Annotated in this window: 11 protein-coding genes and 1 CRISPR repeat array (1 of these 12 cut by a window edge); all 11 genes read right to left on the bottom strand. The window is 53.1% G+C overall.

What is annotated here, in order from left to right; all coding sequences use genetic code 11:
* Nucleotides 1–1,103: a CRISPR direct-repeat array (repeat unit 29 nt; unit sequence CGGTTTATCCCCGCTGGCGCGGGGAACAC) (it extends 147 nt beyond the left edge of the window).
* A gap of 96 nt (nucleotides 1,104–1,199) precedes the next feature.
* On the bottom strand, nucleotides 1,200–1,493 hold the full coding sequence (cas2e, locus tag HV334_RS05120; RefSeq protein ID WP_019077560.1) for a type I-E CRISPR-associated endoribonuclease Cas2e: 294 nt from the start codon (nucleotides 1,491–1,493) through the stop codon (nucleotides 1,200–1,202).
* Nucleotides 1,490–2,413 carry a type I-E CRISPR-associated endonuclease Cas1e gene (cas1e, locus tag HV334_RS05115; RefSeq protein ID WP_019077561.1) on the bottom strand — a complete coding sequence of 308 codons (924 nt, stop codon included), beginning with the start codon at nucleotides 2,411–2,413 and terminating at the stop codon, nucleotides 1,490–1,492. The genes cas2e and cas1e overlap by 4 nt, the downstream gene beginning before the upstream one ends.
* Nucleotides 2,410–3,060: a type I-E CRISPR-associated protein Cas6/Cse3/CasE gene (gene cas6e / locus HV334_RS05110; protein WP_181221248.1), complete on the bottom strand. Its 651-nt coding sequence runs from the start codon at nucleotides 3,058–3,060 to the stop codon at nucleotides 2,410–2,412. The genes cas1e and cas6e overlap by 4 nt, the downstream gene beginning before the upstream one ends.
* Nucleotides 3,060–3,788: a type I-E CRISPR-associated protein Cas5/CasD gene (gene cas5e, locus HV334_RS05105; protein WP_049282613.1), complete on the bottom strand. Its 729-nt coding sequence runs from the start codon at nucleotides 3,786–3,788 to the stop codon at nucleotides 3,060–3,062. Before cas5e ends, cas6e begins: the two co-directional genes overlap by 1 nt.
* A 9-nt stretch (nucleotides 3,789–3,797) precedes the next feature.
* Nucleotides 3,798–4,853 (bottom strand): type I-E CRISPR-associated protein Cas7/Cse4/CasC, encoded by a 1,056-nt coding sequence (gene cas7e / locus HV334_RS05100; protein ID WP_137367382.1) that lies wholly within the window; start codon nucleotides 4,851–4,853, stop codon nucleotides 3,798–3,800.
* A 12-nt stretch (nucleotides 4,854–4,865) separates the two neighbouring features.
* Nucleotides 4,866–5,420 (bottom strand): type I-E CRISPR-associated protein Cse2/CasB, encoded by a 555-nt coding sequence (gene casB, locus HV334_RS05095; protein WP_075847520.1) that lies wholly within the window; start codon nucleotides 5,418–5,420, stop codon nucleotides 4,866–4,868.
* Nucleotides 5,417–6,973 carry a type I-E CRISPR-associated protein Cse1/CasA gene (gene casA / locus HV334_RS05090; RefSeq protein WP_181221247.1) on the bottom strand — a complete coding sequence of 519 codons (1,557 nt, stop codon included), beginning with the start codon at nucleotides 6,971–6,973 and terminating at the stop codon, nucleotides 5,417–5,419. The genes casB and casA overlap by 4 nt, the downstream gene beginning before the upstream one ends.
* Nucleotides 6,974–7,461: 488 nt before the next feature.
* Nucleotides 7,462–10,122: a CRISPR-associated helicase Cas3' gene (gene cas3 / locus HV334_RS05085; protein ID WP_181221246.1), complete on the bottom strand. Its 2,661-nt coding sequence runs from the start codon at nucleotides 10,120–10,122 to the stop codon at nucleotides 7,462–7,464.
* A 222-nt stretch (nucleotides 10,123–10,344) separates the two neighbouring features.
* Nucleotides 10,345–11,079: a phosphoadenosine phosphosulfate reductase gene (gene cysH, locus HV334_RS05080; RefSeq protein WP_103928530.1), complete on the bottom strand. Its 735-nt coding sequence runs from the start codon at nucleotides 11,077–11,079 to the stop codon at nucleotides 10,345–10,347.
* An 83-nt stretch (nucleotides 11,080–11,162) separates the two neighbouring features.
* On the bottom strand, nucleotides 11,163–12,875 hold the full coding sequence (gene cysI, locus HV334_RS05075) for an assimilatory sulfite reductase (NADPH) hemoprotein subunit (RefSeq protein ID WP_181221245.1): 1,713 nt from the start codon (nucleotides 12,873–12,875) through the stop codon (nucleotides 11,163–11,165).
* Nucleotides 12,875–14,674 carry an NADPH-dependent assimilatory sulfite reductase flavoprotein subunit gene (gene cysJ, locus HV334_RS05070; RefSeq protein ID WP_094760822.1) on the bottom strand — a complete coding sequence of 600 codons (1,800 nt, stop codon included), beginning with the start codon at nucleotides 14,672–14,674 and terminating at the stop codon, nucleotides 12,875–12,877. Before cysJ ends, cysI begins: the two co-directional genes overlap by 1 nt.
* Nucleotides 14,675–14,857 lie beyond the last annotated feature (183 nt).

Below are 14,857 nucleotides of genomic sequence, written 5' to 3'. Positions count from 1 at the left end.
ACACTGCACCTCATGCAACTCGGCCAGATCCGCTTCCGGTTTATCCCCGCTGGCGCGGGGAACACTCATCCTGCGTGAATACAAATTTAGCATCCCACGGTTTATCCCCGCTGGCGCGGGGAACACCTGCCAGAAAAATTGACACCTCTGCTCCCCTACGGTTTATCCCCGCTGGCGCGGGGAACACGGTTCTCAAAAACTTTAAAAACCCCGACCCGCTGGTTTATCCCCGCTGGCGCGGGGAACACGGGCTGACATTGCCGCGTGACGTCGCAGTCAGGCGGTTTATCCCCGCTGGCGCGGGGAACACGGTGGCGCTATCCGCTTTTCCTCCGAATCTGGCGGTTTATCCCCGCTGGCGCGGGGAACACCTCAGGCGACACTGCTCACCTCGCCGCCCCGTCGGTTTATCCCCGCTGGCGCGGGGAACACAATGATATGAGTGATGACACTGAAATAACTTACGGTTTATCCCCGCTGGCGCGGGGAACACGCGTAGTAGATGCCACCCCATACATTCCACCCCGGTTTATCCCCGCTGGCGCGGGGAACACGCTGTAGAAACTGAACAACCGCAGGTAGCCACCGGTTTATCCCCGCTGGCGCGGGGAACACGCTGTAGAAACTGAACAACCGCAGGTAGCCACCGGTTTATCCCCGCTGGCGCGGGGAACACGATACTCCGCCGCGCCGAAAAGCGGGGAAGGGCGGTTTATCCCCGCTGGCGCGGGGAACACGGAAATTTCATATGTGTCGCGTTGTGTTGTGACGGTTTATCCCCGCTGGCGCGGGGAACACTTGATTTCGGCTGACGGGTAGAAACGTCCGTTCGGTTTATCCCCGCTGGCGCGGGGAACACCCGGCGCGCCGAAGCGCCCCCACACAGCCCACCGGTTTATCCCCGCTGGCGCGGGGAACACTCTGTTAGTGAACGATAAAATGAGGTTTTAGTCGGTTTATCCCCGCTGGCGCGGGGAACACCACCCGCGCCCCATCCGGGCACCCGGTTGAATCGGTTTATCCCCGCTGGCGCGGGGAACACTTTAGTGATTCGGCAGAAATCATCTGGATCAACGGTTTATCCCCGCTGGCGCGGGGAACACACTAAATATATATAACTGTTTTCTATTGCAATTTTCATCAAGTAACAATCTACCAACTTGGGAACAACAATTCCTTTTTATTAAAGAACACTCAACCTATTGATTATCAAAAGGAAGAAAAGACACTAGTCTAAGTCCATCCAAATCTACCGGAATACGGCGATTTTCTCCCCAGGTTTGAAACTCAAAACCTGACTCAGTGTTTGTCGCCCAGGCCATCACAACGTTTCCCGCTCCGCCCAACTGTATGATTTGGTGCCAAATCATTTCCCGAATTCGCTTAGAGGTATCACCAACGTAAACACCCGCACGGATTTCCAGCAGCCAGACAGCGAGACGCCCTCGCAGACGCGGCGGAACGTTTTCCGTTACAACGACAACCATACTCATCCACCACGCCCCCTATGACCACCATCTCCAAACAATTCCGGTTCCGGTATTGCAGGCGGCAGCATATCTGGCGCAGGCTGCGGAGGGTCTATTTCGCCAGCGTCAAGGACTTCCTCAATCAGAGGTATCAGTTTGCTCGTCAGCTTAGAACTACGAAATATATCGCGACAGGCCAATCTCACCTCTCTATCTGGCTCTACAGGATGGCGGGCAGCAATTTCAAATGCCTTCGGCACGACAGAGTCGAATTTAATGATATCGGCAATGTCATAAACAAAAGAAAGCGGTTTACCACTGTGAATGAAACCAATGGCAGGTGCATAGCCAGCCGCCAGGATAGCCGCTTCTGAAATCCCATAAAGACATGACGTCGCGGCGCTAATACATCGATTGACTACATCGCCTTTTTCCCAGTCTTTAGGATCATAGTTGCGACCATTCCATTTTACGCCGTATTGTTTTGCCAGCAGGGCATAGGTCTGTCGCACACGGGCCCCCTCAATACCGCGTAACTGTTCAACTGAACGACGCGCTGGGGGCGGCTCGCGAAAACGCAATTCATACATTTTTCGCACGACTTTCAGCCGCAAATCATCATCCAGCGCTAATTTGGCCTGATAGAGCAGCTTGTCAGCCCGTGCCCCACCGGGCTGGCCGGAAGCGTAAACGCGCACACCCGCTTCCCCAACCCACACCAGCAATGTCCCGACTATTGATGCCAGTCGCACTGCGGCATGAGAGACTCGCGTTCCCGGCTCCAGCATAATGCAGGCTACCGACCCCACCGGAATATGCGTGCGAATACCGCTTTTATCGATCAAGACAAACGCGCCATCCAGTACGTCAACCTGACCATACTGGAGGAAGATCATTGAGGTACGATCTTTTAAGGGAATCGGGCTTAGCGGGACAAACGTCACTCACCATCTCCCGGTTTGATCATCATCATGCCGCAGCCAAACGCCCGGCTTTTACCGAATCCCACCGCCAGACGTTGCAGGAATCGTTCAGGATCGTTGACCACCAGCACGCCACTATAATCCACGCTGCTGAACTGAATCATCTGGCGGGCTTTCTCGCGCCGTATCTGCTGCTGCCGATAGGCATCAACATTACTCTCACACAATGAGAATCCATGTTGCTCCCCCTGGCGAGACAGCCACGCCAGCGCCGCCTGCTGCTGACAGAGCCAGATGTCCTGACTACCCATCTGCGCTTTGACCTGGCGCTTTGCTTCCATCAGCAAATCATGACGTTTACCTGCTTTACAAATTGTCGGATTAGCACGCAGGTTAAATCGCAACGTCTGACCAACGCTTAACGCAGGGCTGAACGAGCGGCACTGCACGTCAAAAAAAGCGCTTTCTGCTGGCCGTTCCTGTGACAAAACAAAAAAGCGAAAAGCACCCTGTAACTCCTCACGACGATAAAGGAACTGCCGATCCTTTCCACCAGGAAAAAGATCCCACAGCCACTGGTGCATAACGTATTCGCCACGATCAACCAGATGCAGCAACTGTGAAGGCGAAAGCTGGCTGGTATGTAACGTTATTCTTGAGAGGTACACTATTCCTCCTTGCTGAGCCATGGCCCTTGATTCACGGAACGTTCGCCAAACAACCATTGTTGGCGACTCAACGGCCTGTCACGGCGGCGCAAAATTTTATTCGCGGTTAAGCCGTCGTGATCCCCTTCCCACCAGCATTCATTCTGTAATTTCGCCAGAGGAAGTTTCAGCGCTTTGAATTTACTCTCATACTGACGATATGCCTCACGTAAGACATCCGGCGCGCTTCCTTCCAGCAGTACCGGCGCGAGCGGCAACCCCAGCGTATAGCTTTTTCGCCCCAAATACAGAGGAAATACAGGATGTTGCAATCCTTCCCGGATCTGCTTCAGCGAATAAGGCGCGTCCGGCGTCATTGCAACGCCAACCATCCACCAGGCATCGGTGTAATAGTCTCGCCGGGAAATCAGCGCACTGAGCAACTCAGGATCGCGCAGCTCTTCCCGGCGGCTAAAATAGCGCGCTTTACGCACCTCTCTTGGCATCTGGACTGTGTGATAATCTCGTGCCCAGCGGGGTTCCTGGCTGGCACACAACAGAAAAGCATAATGCTGATTGAAATCGTTTAACCGCTCCTCTTCATCACGACAAATACCGAGCGCTGCCGCGAGCAGCCCCAGTAATGCCGAACGAGAGGGAAGCTCGTGACTATGGCGAACTTCGCCGGGCGCATCGACGCCCCAGGAAGCCATTGGCCCATGAAGCTGAAAAACCAGATATTGGCTCATAGCCGCCCCTTACTCGCAGATAAAGTCCAGGACGTCTTTCATGCTTCCCTGTTGCTGCATAACATCAAAGTGGGTTGATTTGGTTTGCTCACCATAGACTTTCTTCATATTTTCACGCAGCTCGGTAATGCGTTTTACCGCCACATCCAGTTGGTTGGTGCCGTTGATCGGATTATAAAATGCCGCAGCCAGGGAACGAGGCTGATCGGTTCCCGTTTCCGCCAACGCCCAAGAGGCATAAGCGCGACTGGCAAAGCTGTTTTGTTTGCCGGTTGGCGAGACTTTCAGCGCCGCTTCGGTAAAGGCCCGCAATGTTTTATTAGCCAGCTCTTCATTACCGTGCAGATTTTTCACCAGCAGATCTTTGTCAATGCAGATATAGGTATAAAACAGCGCTGAACCAAAACCGGTTTCTCCCAAGTGACCTGCGCCCGCATCATCTGAAGAAGCGCGTAAATCGTCGACGGCAGTAAAGAAATCGTCTTCGACGATCGTTTCGCTGACGCCGAAGGCATGCGCAACCTGGCAGGCTGCTTCTATATTGAACTCTGGTTTATTGGCCAGCATGCGGCCAAACATCGCGATATCGACGGCCATGCGATCTTTACGTAGCAGCGCCAGCTCTTCCTCTTTTGGCGCACGTTTTTCTTCTGCCAGACGATGAGCCAGGGTAATTACCGCATCAAACTCTGCCGGGCTAATGTGCACCAGTTGCTCGGTTTCGGCGTTGGTCAGCACATCTTTCGCTTTCTTATCTGCTTTTACTTTACCAAAGCAGTTTGCGATACCCTCTACCCATTCAACCGCTTTTTTCGGATCAATACCTTTTTCTATCAAGATATTCGCCGCCTCACGCGCAATACGCCCACTGCGAATACCAATATTCCCGGCCAGCGCCTGCTCAAACAATTCAGAAGTGCGCCATGCGCGTTTCAGACTCTGGGAAGAAATACGCAAACGTGTTGCTCCGCCAAGCACTACCGTTTTCGGCGCACCGGTATCGTCACGGTTCAGATTGGCAGCAGGATAAGCGGTCAGTAAATGGAGCTGAATAAACGTTGTCATTTGGAGTCCCTATTAATTTTCTTCGTTATCGGTTTCGCCAGCCTGATAGTATTCCAGCGCCCAGCGGATATGGATAAATTCGGTGGGTCGCTGCTGACGGCGATGATGGTTTTGCAAATCGTCGTTTTCCTGACACCAGCGGAAAATATCTTCCGCCAGCGAAATCAGGTTTACAGAGCCTTTTAACAGCTTCACCGCACGTCGCAGCTGACGCAGCAGTTCATCCGGCGTTTTTACCGCAGACAATATCGCAAACCGCTTCTCCGACATGACCGGGTTATTGCCCGTCATCTGCCCAAGCTGCGCGGCAAAACACAGGCGTTCATCAATCGTTTTCACATTTGCGCCCAGTGCAGCAACCAGCGCCAGCGCGGTAACCCGCCACTCCTGCCCTTCAATTTTCCACAGCGTATGGGTCTGCATCAGCAGGGAGCGAAATCCTTCAGACAGACAGGCATCGTTTACCGTTATGCTGCGCCGCAGACTGGCACGCGCGCCGCGCTTCTCCTGCAACTCCTCATGCCATTTGCGCAGCCTGGCTTTGTGATCTTCTTTCACAATACTCATTCAGCAGCCTCCTGCTTTTTGTCCCTGACGGTTTTTGCGCTTTGCTTTTCCGCCGATGTCGTAAAATATTTTTTGCGTGCCATCATGCTGCGCTTCAGGTCGTTATCTTCATAGGGGTTGGTAAAGACACGATCGTCAAAGTAACGGCGAGTAAATAGCCACAGCTCCCTTTGCCATTTATTCAGCCTGTCACCCGGCTCCTGGCCATTTTCAAGATCGTGAATCAGGGTCAAAAAACGTCCCTGCGTCAGATTCCAGAAATCAATATCAATAAAACTGAAGTCGCCGCGCGCGCCTTTGGCATCGGCGAACCAGGCGTCTTTTAGGGCGTTACGTAATAGGCTGAGGAGTCGGGTAGCCGTTTGCATGGCTTTACGCAAATGAGGGATCAAATTTTCCGTCATAAGTATCGGAAAGTGATGTTCATACCAGCAGCGTATTTTCATATTGTCGAAATCCGCCCCAAAGCCCCACAAACCCGCCTTTATGTCCTTCAGGCTGCGAGCGTTAAACACTTTGACCACCAGCGCCGGATATTCTTTATTCGTGTCCGTCTGGTTGTCCTGGCTTAACCCCAGCCAGTCCCGCCAGATAAGCCCGCCAGGCTGTGGTTTCACGGAAAAGAACCCATCGCTCTCTTTTATCGGCAGACGATACGGCGTCAGCGGGTGTCGCCAGCCTTCATAGTTAACGCCGTAGTTTTTGACGGTCATCGCGCTGAGTAACTCGTCGCTGTCAGCGCCGCACATATCGCAAAAACCAGACTGCGAGGTGGCAAAATCCAGACGGATACGGCGCGGCATACCCCAGTACGCCTGGAGCTTATTAACCAGCTCCGGCGTCGTCACAGCACTGGCTTGTTCGCTGGTGCGCGTAACGGCGAGCCATGGAAAAATCGACGCATCATATAAATCTGGCAGAGGAAGTTCTGCGGCGTCCTGCGGCATCACGTTAAGCCACAGCTTGCGCCACAGCGGCGTTTGCCGGGTACCCTGATATTCCTGTAACTCGATAAGCGTGGTCATCGGCCCACCACCGCGCAGACCGGTACGATAGCCTTTACCGCCGGATGGCGCGTTGAGTTGCAGTGAGAATAGCGCCAACGCCGCGCAATGCGGGCAAAAACGTTCTGTGACGCCACGTTTGATAAAATGGTCTTTATTAAATTTGGTGGTTTGCGCCCCGGGTGTTTCCGGCAACAGCGAAGCTATAGAAACTTTTTCGCCTCTTAACGGTTCAAAATCCTGCATAAAAGAGGGCGATTCAGCACCGAACTGAAAGGCATGCTCTAAGGGGGTCAGCGCCTCACGAAGCGTTTCTTCCGTTAATCCCTCCACCCAAATATCGTCCCAGCGGGCGCTATTTTTTGGCGCAATGCTGCATTGCAGCAATCCCAGCAGAAATTGCCAGGCCGCCCCCTGTAAATCAGCTCGCGTTGCGGCGATATCCACCACATTTTCATCCGCCAGATTGGCGGGGGCCAACTTGCCCAGGGAGCCGTCATTAAAGCGCACGGGAAGCCAGGGCGTTGTCAGTAAATTTATTGGAAACATACCTTTTCCTTACGATGCGCCATCCATAGCGCTAATGTTCCCTGGAGTGTTAATGAACTGACAGTTGAAAGCTTGCTGACAGCTTATTACCTAACTGAATCTTCAACCGACAGAACAACCGTTTGCATCGGTTTGATTTTTCTTCCATGACAGATTCCTTATTTACTATTGAAACAACCAATCCCTGAAAGAACGCTATCAAGCTGAGAAACGTGATTGGGCTTCGGGGCATATCTTCTTATGAAGGGCCCGGAAGTCCATCCCCAGAAGAATTGTAGTGATAATACCCCATGAAAAACAAAAAACAAATGCTTATAGGGAAGACTTAATAAAAATCCTCAAAAGACACTTTACGACATGCCTGCTACACTTGATCTGTTCCCTTTATTAAGGGTTGAACCGCTTATTGGGAAAACTTGTAAGCTAAGTTCTGTAACGTTCCCCGCGCCAGCGGGGATAAGTCCCGGAGCCATCTGGTTCCGGGCAATCTAATCAACTTTACCAATCAATCCTTCACTCGCCGTATAGCCGCTGTTTGCATCCTCCGACACAACAATCACCACGGCAAACTCCATATTCTGATGTTGCTCCACACACCATTTCTGCAGCACCTCTCCCTCCAGCCGTTCAAACTCATCTTTATGCTTTTCCCACCAGCTCTGGCGCACTCGCAGCACGCTCATCTCCCAGGGATGAGCACCAGAGGCATAAGGGGTGACGTTGCCATCAACCCTTTTCGCCAGCCATAGCGTGATGGACTCTTCCGCCAGACGAGTCGACAACTTCTCCGGAAGGAAGTCGCTACTTTCAGGGCTGTATCCCGGTGCAAAGTTCAGCAACATCTGCGCGGCAAACGCCCGATCGCAATAATATTTTCCTTCCTGCGCATTCTCTGTTTTCGCAAAACCGTCAGGCATTACCACATTTTCACCGTATACCGACTCAATCAACAACCGGGCAGATTGCGGCATCCGAATGGCTCCCTGCTCCCGCAGCACGCGCTGTGTCAGCCATAGGCGGCCATGATCGGGATAGACATAGGCGCTGTTACGCATGGCAGAGGAAAACCAATCTTCTTGCGGGGCGCCATCCCACTCTGGTGCGAAGATCACCAGTTCCGGCGCATCGCGTTCATCCTGACCACTACCTTTCACTCTGCCGTTGCGATAGCGGATATGGCGCTGTAACCGTCCCGCTCGCTGGATCAGGAGATCCACTGGCGCTAAATCAGAGATCATCTCGTCCATATCGATGTCGAGACTCTGCTCAATCACCTGAGTGGCGATAAGAACTTTACCGGCACGTTGCGTACTCTCCCCTTTACCAAATAGCGACAATGTCTGCGTCTCAATCCGCTGCCGGTCATAAAAAGCAAATCGGCTATGAAATAATGAGAGATGTTCGACCTGAACACGGCCTCTGGCGAGTAGCTGCCGATAAATCCGAATGGCATCATCCACCGAATTGCGAATCCACGCGATGCATTTGCCTTTGCTTACCGCTCGTTCAATTCGCGCGATGCAGGACTCCTCGCTATAGAGCCAACCGACATTAACACTGCGCTCAACTTCTTTGCGCGTCGCCACATGCTGAGAAACCACCTCCTGCCCTATAACCTGAGTCAACCAGGGATAATCGTCATAACTCAATAAAGGCGCTTCAGCTCGGCTTCCTGCCCCGCGCGCGAATGCGGCCACCAGCCGATCGCGCTGCTGTTGTGAGAGCGTGGCAGAAAGCAGGATCGTACTGTTGCCGCTGCGGGCCTGATGCTCAATCAGACTTTCCAGAATCCGCGACATATAGGCGTCGTAAGCGTGGATCTCATCGGCCAGCAGAATTTTGTCGCTAAGGCCCAGCAACCGCAGGTTGTTATGCTTAAACGGCATCACCGCCATCATGGCCTGATCGAGCGTGCCGACGCCCACTTCAGCCAGCAGCGCTTTCTTATTACTGTCGGCAAACCAGGCGGCGCAGCCCTGGCTTAAGGGCTGCTTATCATCCAGCTCCTCCGAACCTGACGACTCAGTCGACCAAATTGATTGATTAAATTTGTCCATTAAACCGCGCGCACTGTGCGCCAGCACCAGACTGGGGCAAGAACCCGACCTGTACAGCGAAAGCCAGCTCTCCGACAGGCGATCAAACATGGCATTCGCGGTTGCCATCGTCGGCAATCCAAAATACAACCCCTGCGCTTTTCCTGCCGCCATCAATCGATGGGTGAGAATTAACGCGGCCTCGGTTTTACCTGCGCCCGTTACGTCTTCCAGAATGAATAGTTGCGGCGCGTCTTTATCAATATCCAGCTCAAGTACCTTTTGCTGTAAAGGCGTGGGCTGCTGAATAAAGGGGAAAAGCGTTTGAATACCGGAGAAAGGAGCAACCGCAGAAGGAGGCGGTATCGTAGCAAGCGCGGCCTTCGCTTTATCCAGCGCTAGCGGCCAGTATTTTTCGATGGGCATCGAACAGGCGATGCGAGGGAAAAAACGGCAGGACGAACCACACCAGTCCGCCAGAACTACCGCAGCAGAAATCGGCCATGAGAGGTGCTGGAATAACACAATACCTTCGTCTTCATCCCAGAATAGCGGAATATCAATCAGCGGAAACAGCGATTTAATACGCGTTAAAAATTCCCGGGCCGCATCTTTGTCCTGCGGCAGAAAATTATCCAGCTCGCGAATCCCCTGCGGCGGGCGCCCATGATGGCCTGTCGTCACCGATATCCACATACCGATAACCCGCTTCAACTTGCGGGAAGAAAGTGGAGAGCCCGGCAATAGTTCAGGGAACTCGCTTAACCAACTGTTCCATAACCAGTGTCCCAGCGTCGTGTGGTGGATTGATTCATAGTTTTTTCGCCGTTCGGAAGGAACGGGCAGGTTGGGATGGCTATACAGCCGTTGAAATGAACTGGCAAACTTACCGATATCATGCCAACACAATAACCAGGCAAAAAATTGTGCGGCTTGCTCAACATTCGTTATTCCCAATCTCTGGAAATAAACAGCAAGCCCGTAGAGATTATTTTTCACCATCCAGTAGCCTACTGCCGCTACGTCCAGTGAATGCCAGCACAGCAGGTGGTAATCGTCGCCACCATCTTTTTCAACTTGCCGGCTTTTTCCCCAATAAAAATATATCGACACCGCGTATCCAGCTAATCAGGAATTGTCTTCGTATCATTACGTATTTACAGAAAACAATTCGTGACACGGCTCAATATATCTTATAATTCAATTAATTAGATAATATGATGTATATTCTAACTTACATTGAATTTTAATATAATTAATAACAAACTTGGCTAAAATATAAAAAAATCCCGGCAACGCCGGGAGTAGAATTATTGATTTGGTGTTCGCTATTTATCACCCTTCGTGCAATCCGCACTCGCGCTTCAATCCGAAGAACCGCGTCTCTTCTTCCGCCATACCCGGCTCCCATTTGCGGGTGGTATGGGTATCACCAACTGACAGATAGCCCTGATCCCACAGTGGATGGTATTTCAGGCCGTGCTTTTGCAGGTACTGGTAAACGGTACGGTTGTCCCAGTCGATGATCGGCAGCACTTTAAACACGCCGCGCTGGATAGCCAGCACCGGCAAATGCGCCCGACTGCCCGACTGCTCGCGGCGCAGACCGGCAAACCAGGTTTGCGCATTGAGTTCTTTAAGCGCGCGGTTCATCGGCTCGACTTTGTTGATCTCATTGTATTTCTCAATGCCTTCAACGCCCTGCTCCCACAGTTTGCCGTAGCGCGCTTCCTGCCAGGCCGCGCTCTCCTTCGCCCGGTAGACTTGCAGATTAAGCTTGAGTTTGTCTGTTAACTCATCAATAAACTGGTAGGTTTCCGGGAACAAATAGCCGGTATCGGTGAGGATCACCGGGATATCCGGGTGAATCTGATTCACCAAGTGCAGGCTTACTGCAGCCTGGATACCAAAGCTTGATGACAGTACATATTCACCAGGCAGGTTTTCCAGCGCCCACGCCACGCGATCCTCTGCGCTCAATTTTTCCAGTTGGTCGTTGGTTTGTGCCAACGCCATAACGCGTTCAACCTTCGGCAGCGCGTTCAACGCGTTGAGATCGAGTTTGGACATAAATTCCTCGCTGTTTACCTTGCCTGATGGCACTGCGCTTATCAGGCCTACAGATTCAGCAGACCCGATAAGTCAATTTCACCTTATTCCCAGAAATCCCGGGCGGGATCGAGCACCGGGCGAATGATGCCCGCACGCACCGTAAAATCACCGAAGCCTTCACCCGCTTCGCGCTCTTTCGCCCAGCGCCCAACCAGTTCGTCAACGGAGTCGAGAATTTCCGATTCCGTAATATTTTCGCGATACATACGCGGAATGCGCGTGCCCATGCGGTTACCGCCAAGGTGCACGTTGTAGCGCCCCGGCGCTTTACCCACCAGGCCCAGTTCCGCCAGCATCGCGCGGCCGCAGCCGTTCGGGCAGCCTGTAACGCGCATCACGATATGCTCGTCAGGAATACCGTGTTTTTCGAGAATAGCTTCCACTTTATCAGTGAACGATGGCAGGAAACGTTCGGCCTCCGCCATCGCCAGCGGACAGGTCGGGAACGACACGCAGGCCATCGAGTTTTCACGCTGCGGCTTCACCGCATTCATCAATCCGTGATCGCGCGCCAGCTTCTCGATCTTCGCTTTTTGGCTTTCCGGCACACCAGCAATGATCAGGTTCTGGTTGGCGGTGATGCGGAAATCCCCTTTGTGGATCTTCGCGATCTCCAGCAGGCCGGTTTTCAGCGGACGGCCCGGATAATCCAGGATACGGCCGTTTTCAATAAACAGCGTCAGGTGCCAGTTATTGTCGATCCCTTTTACCCATCCAATACGATCGCCGCGACCGGTGAACTCGTACGGGCGGATCGGCTCAAATTTAATACCCGAGCGACGCTCCACTTCCTCTTTGAACGTGTCGATACCAACGCGTTCAAGCGTGTATTTGGTTTTGGCGTTTTTACGATCGGTACGATTACCCCAGTCGCGCTGCGTGGTAACAACCGCTTCCGCCACCGCCAGCGTGTGCTCCAGCGGCAGATAGCCGAATTCGCTCGCGGTGCGGGCGTAGGTTTTCTTATTGCCGTGCTCAATCGATAAGCCACCGCCGACCAGCAGGTTAAAGCCCACCAGCTTGCCGTTTTCGGCAATCGCTACGAAGTTCATGTCGTTGGCGTGCAGATCGATGTCGTTCTGCGGCGGGATTACGACCGTGGTTTTAAACTTACGCGGCAGATAGGTTTGACCGAGGATCGGCTCTTCGTCGGTGGTCGCTACCTTCTCCTGATCCAGCCAAATTTCTGCATAGGCGCGAGTACGCGGCAGCAGATGTTCGGAGATCTTCTTCGCCCATTCATAGGCTTGGGCATGCAGCTCGGACTCGTACGGGTTAGAGGTACACAGAACGTTACGGTTCATGTCGTTGGCGGTCGCCAGCGCGTCCAGCCCGACCGAATGCAGCATCTGGTGTACCGGCTTAACGTTCTTCTTCAGAATGCCGTGAAACTGGAAGGTCTGACGGTTGGTCAGACGAATGCTGCCATAAATCGTGTTGTCATGGGCGAACGTGTCGATCGCCTGCCACTGTTTGGTGGTGATCACCCCACCCGGCAGACGGCAGCGCAGCAGCATCGCATGACGCGGCTCCAGCTTTTGCTCGGCTCGTTCGGCGCGGATATCGCGGTCATCCTGCTGGTACATACCGTGAAAACGGATCAGCAGGAAGTTATCGCCTTTGAAGCCGCCGGTCAGGCCGTCGTTTAAATCTTCGGCAATCGTACCGCGCAGATAGTTGCTTTCCAGCTTCATACGCTCAGCGTCGGACAGCTTGCCTTCGACCACCAATGGTCCTGGGTATTTTTCGCTCATTAGTAGACATCTCGCTGATAACGGCGCTCAATGCGCAGCTCACTTAAAAATTCATCCGCCGCTTCGATATCCATAGCACCGAATTCGGCAATCACTTCCAACAAAGCCTGCTCAACGTCTTTCGCCATGCGATTGGCGTCGCCGCAGACATAAATGTGGGCACCGTCGTTTATCCAGCGCCACAGTTCCGCACCCTGTTGGCGCAGTTTGTCTTGTACGTATATTTTTTCTTTCTGGTCACGGGACCAGGCGAGATCGATACGGCTCAGCACACCTTCTTTGACGTAGCGCTGCCATTCCACCTGGTACAGGAAATCTTCGGTAAAGTGTGGGTTGCCAAAAAACAGCCAGTTTTTGCCTTCGGCTCCGTCAGCCGCACGCTGCTGCATAAATGCACGGAATGGCGCAATCCCCGTGCCCGGTCCAATCATAATCACCGGTGTCTGCGGGTTAGCCGGCAGGCGGAAGTTATCGTTGTGTTCGATGAACACACGCACTTCGCCCTCTTCTTCCACGCGATCGGCGAGGAAACTGGACGCACCGCCAGCACGGGCCCGACCTTCAATGTCATAACGCACCACGCCCACGGTGACATGCACTTCGCTTTCCACTTCCGCCTGGGAAGAGGCAATAGAATACAAACGCGGCGTCAGCGGGCGCAGAAGATCAACCAACGTTTGGGCGTCCAGTTGCGCTGGGGAGAAGCGCACCATATCGACGATTGGCGTGGTTGCGGCGTAATGCTGCAATTGCGCTTTGTCGCCCACCAGCGGCAGCAGAGAGTCGCTACGGGTTAAAGTGGCATAGTTCTCGACGATATTGCCGGTGTTAACCGTCAGCTCGAAATGCCACTGCAGCGCTTCGGTGAGCGACAGGGTTTTGCCGTCAACCGTGACCGGTTCATCTCCTTTCAGCCACAGCAATTCAACCAGCTCTTTGACCAGCTCAGGATCGTTCTGATACCAGACTCCTAAGGCATCGCCCGGCTGGTAGCGCAGGCCGGAATCGCCGAGATCGATTTCAATATGGCGCACATCTTTTTCCGAGTCGCGACCGGTGATTTTCTGATTCACCGCAAGCGACGCCGTCAGCGGCGCTTCTTTGGTGTACGGGCTGGTGTGTACTTCGTTTACCGCACCGCTCGCAGCAACTTGCACAGACGATGCCGCAGGCGCACGCGCTTTCAGGACATCAACCAGACGGGCACGCCATTCGGCTGCCGCGCCCTGGTATTCGACGTCGGCATCCACGCGGTCAAGCAAGCGTTCACCGCCCAGCTCAGCCAGTTTTGCATCGAAGTCTTTTCCTGACTGACAGAAAAACTCGTAAGAAGTGTCACCAAGACCAAACACGGCAAAAGCGGTGTTATCAAGCTTCGGCGCTTTTTTCGAGAACAGGAATTTATGCAACGCTACGGCTTCTTCCGCCGGTTCACCTTCCCCTTGCGTCGACGCCACTACGATCAGCAATTTCTCATTGGCGATTTGTTTGAATTTATAGTCGCCAGCATTGATGAGAGTGACGTTGAGCTTTGCAGCGATCAGATCATCGCGCAGGGCTTCCGCCACACGACGCGCATTACCGGTTTGCGAGGCGGAGATAAGCGTAATGCCAGGCATTTCAGCAGCAGGCGCAGGAGTCGCCGCATTGCTGCCTGGCTGCTGATTCAGCACGCCCCAAAAATAGCCAGAAACCCACGCAAGCTGTGCGGGAGTGAAATCGGTCGTGGCCGCCTGAAGGCGTGCCAGTTGCTCCGGGTTTAGCGGTAGCAGAGCGGAAGGTGGGGCCTGTGTCGTCATGCGTTGTCATGTTCCAGTAAGCAAAGCGGATTTCAGCAATAAAACCCAAACTGAAGATAAGGTTAACGGCGGGGATAGTAACAATTAAAGAAGGGATAGAAATAACAAATAACCAAATGAACTAACCTGTTTTAGTTATAGTTATTAACAGCAAAACAGATTGGATAACTATATGATATATCA

This window comes from Citrobacter sp. RHBSTW-00944, assembly GCF_013615435.1.
Taxonomy (GTDB): domain Bacteria; phylum Pseudomonadota; class Gammaproteobacteria; order Enterobacterales; family Enterobacteriaceae; genus Citrobacter; species Citrobacter braakii.
Note: the sequence above shows the minus strand (reverse complement) of the source record. Positions and strands in the feature narration are given on the sequence as shown.

Excerpts from the sequence above, each read along its gene's own strand:
- cas7e (WP_137367382.1), bottom strand. The coding sequence starts at position 4,853 with ATGACAACGTTTATTCAGCTCCATTTACTGACCGCTTATCCTGCTGCC.
- cas5e (WP_049282613.1), bottom strand. The coding sequence starts at position 3,788 with ATGAGCCAATATCTGGTTTTTCAGCTTCATGGGCCAATGGCTTCCTGG.
- cas2e (WP_019077560.1), bottom strand. The coding sequence starts at position 1,493 with ATGAGTATGGTTGTCGTTGTAACGGAAAACGTTCCGCCGCGTCTGCGA.
- cysI (WP_181221245.1), bottom strand. The coding sequence starts at position 12,875 with ATGAGCGAAAAATACCCAGGACCATTGGTGGTCGAAGGCAAGCTGTCC.
- cysJ (WP_094760822.1), bottom strand. The coding sequence starts at position 14,674 with ATGACGACACAGGCCCCACCTTCCGCTCTGCTACCGCTAAACCCGGAG.
- casA (WP_181221247.1), bottom strand. The coding sequence starts at position 6,973 with ATGTTTCCAATAAATTTACTGACAACGCCCTGGCTTCCCGTGCGCTTT.
- cysH (WP_103928530.1), bottom strand. The coding sequence starts at position 11,079 with ATGTCCAAACTCGATCTCAACGCGTTGAACGCGCTGCCGAAGGTTGAA.
- casB (WP_075847520.1), bottom strand. The coding sequence starts at position 5,420 with ATGAGTATTGTGAAAGAAGATCACAAAGCCAGGCTGCGCAAATGGCAT.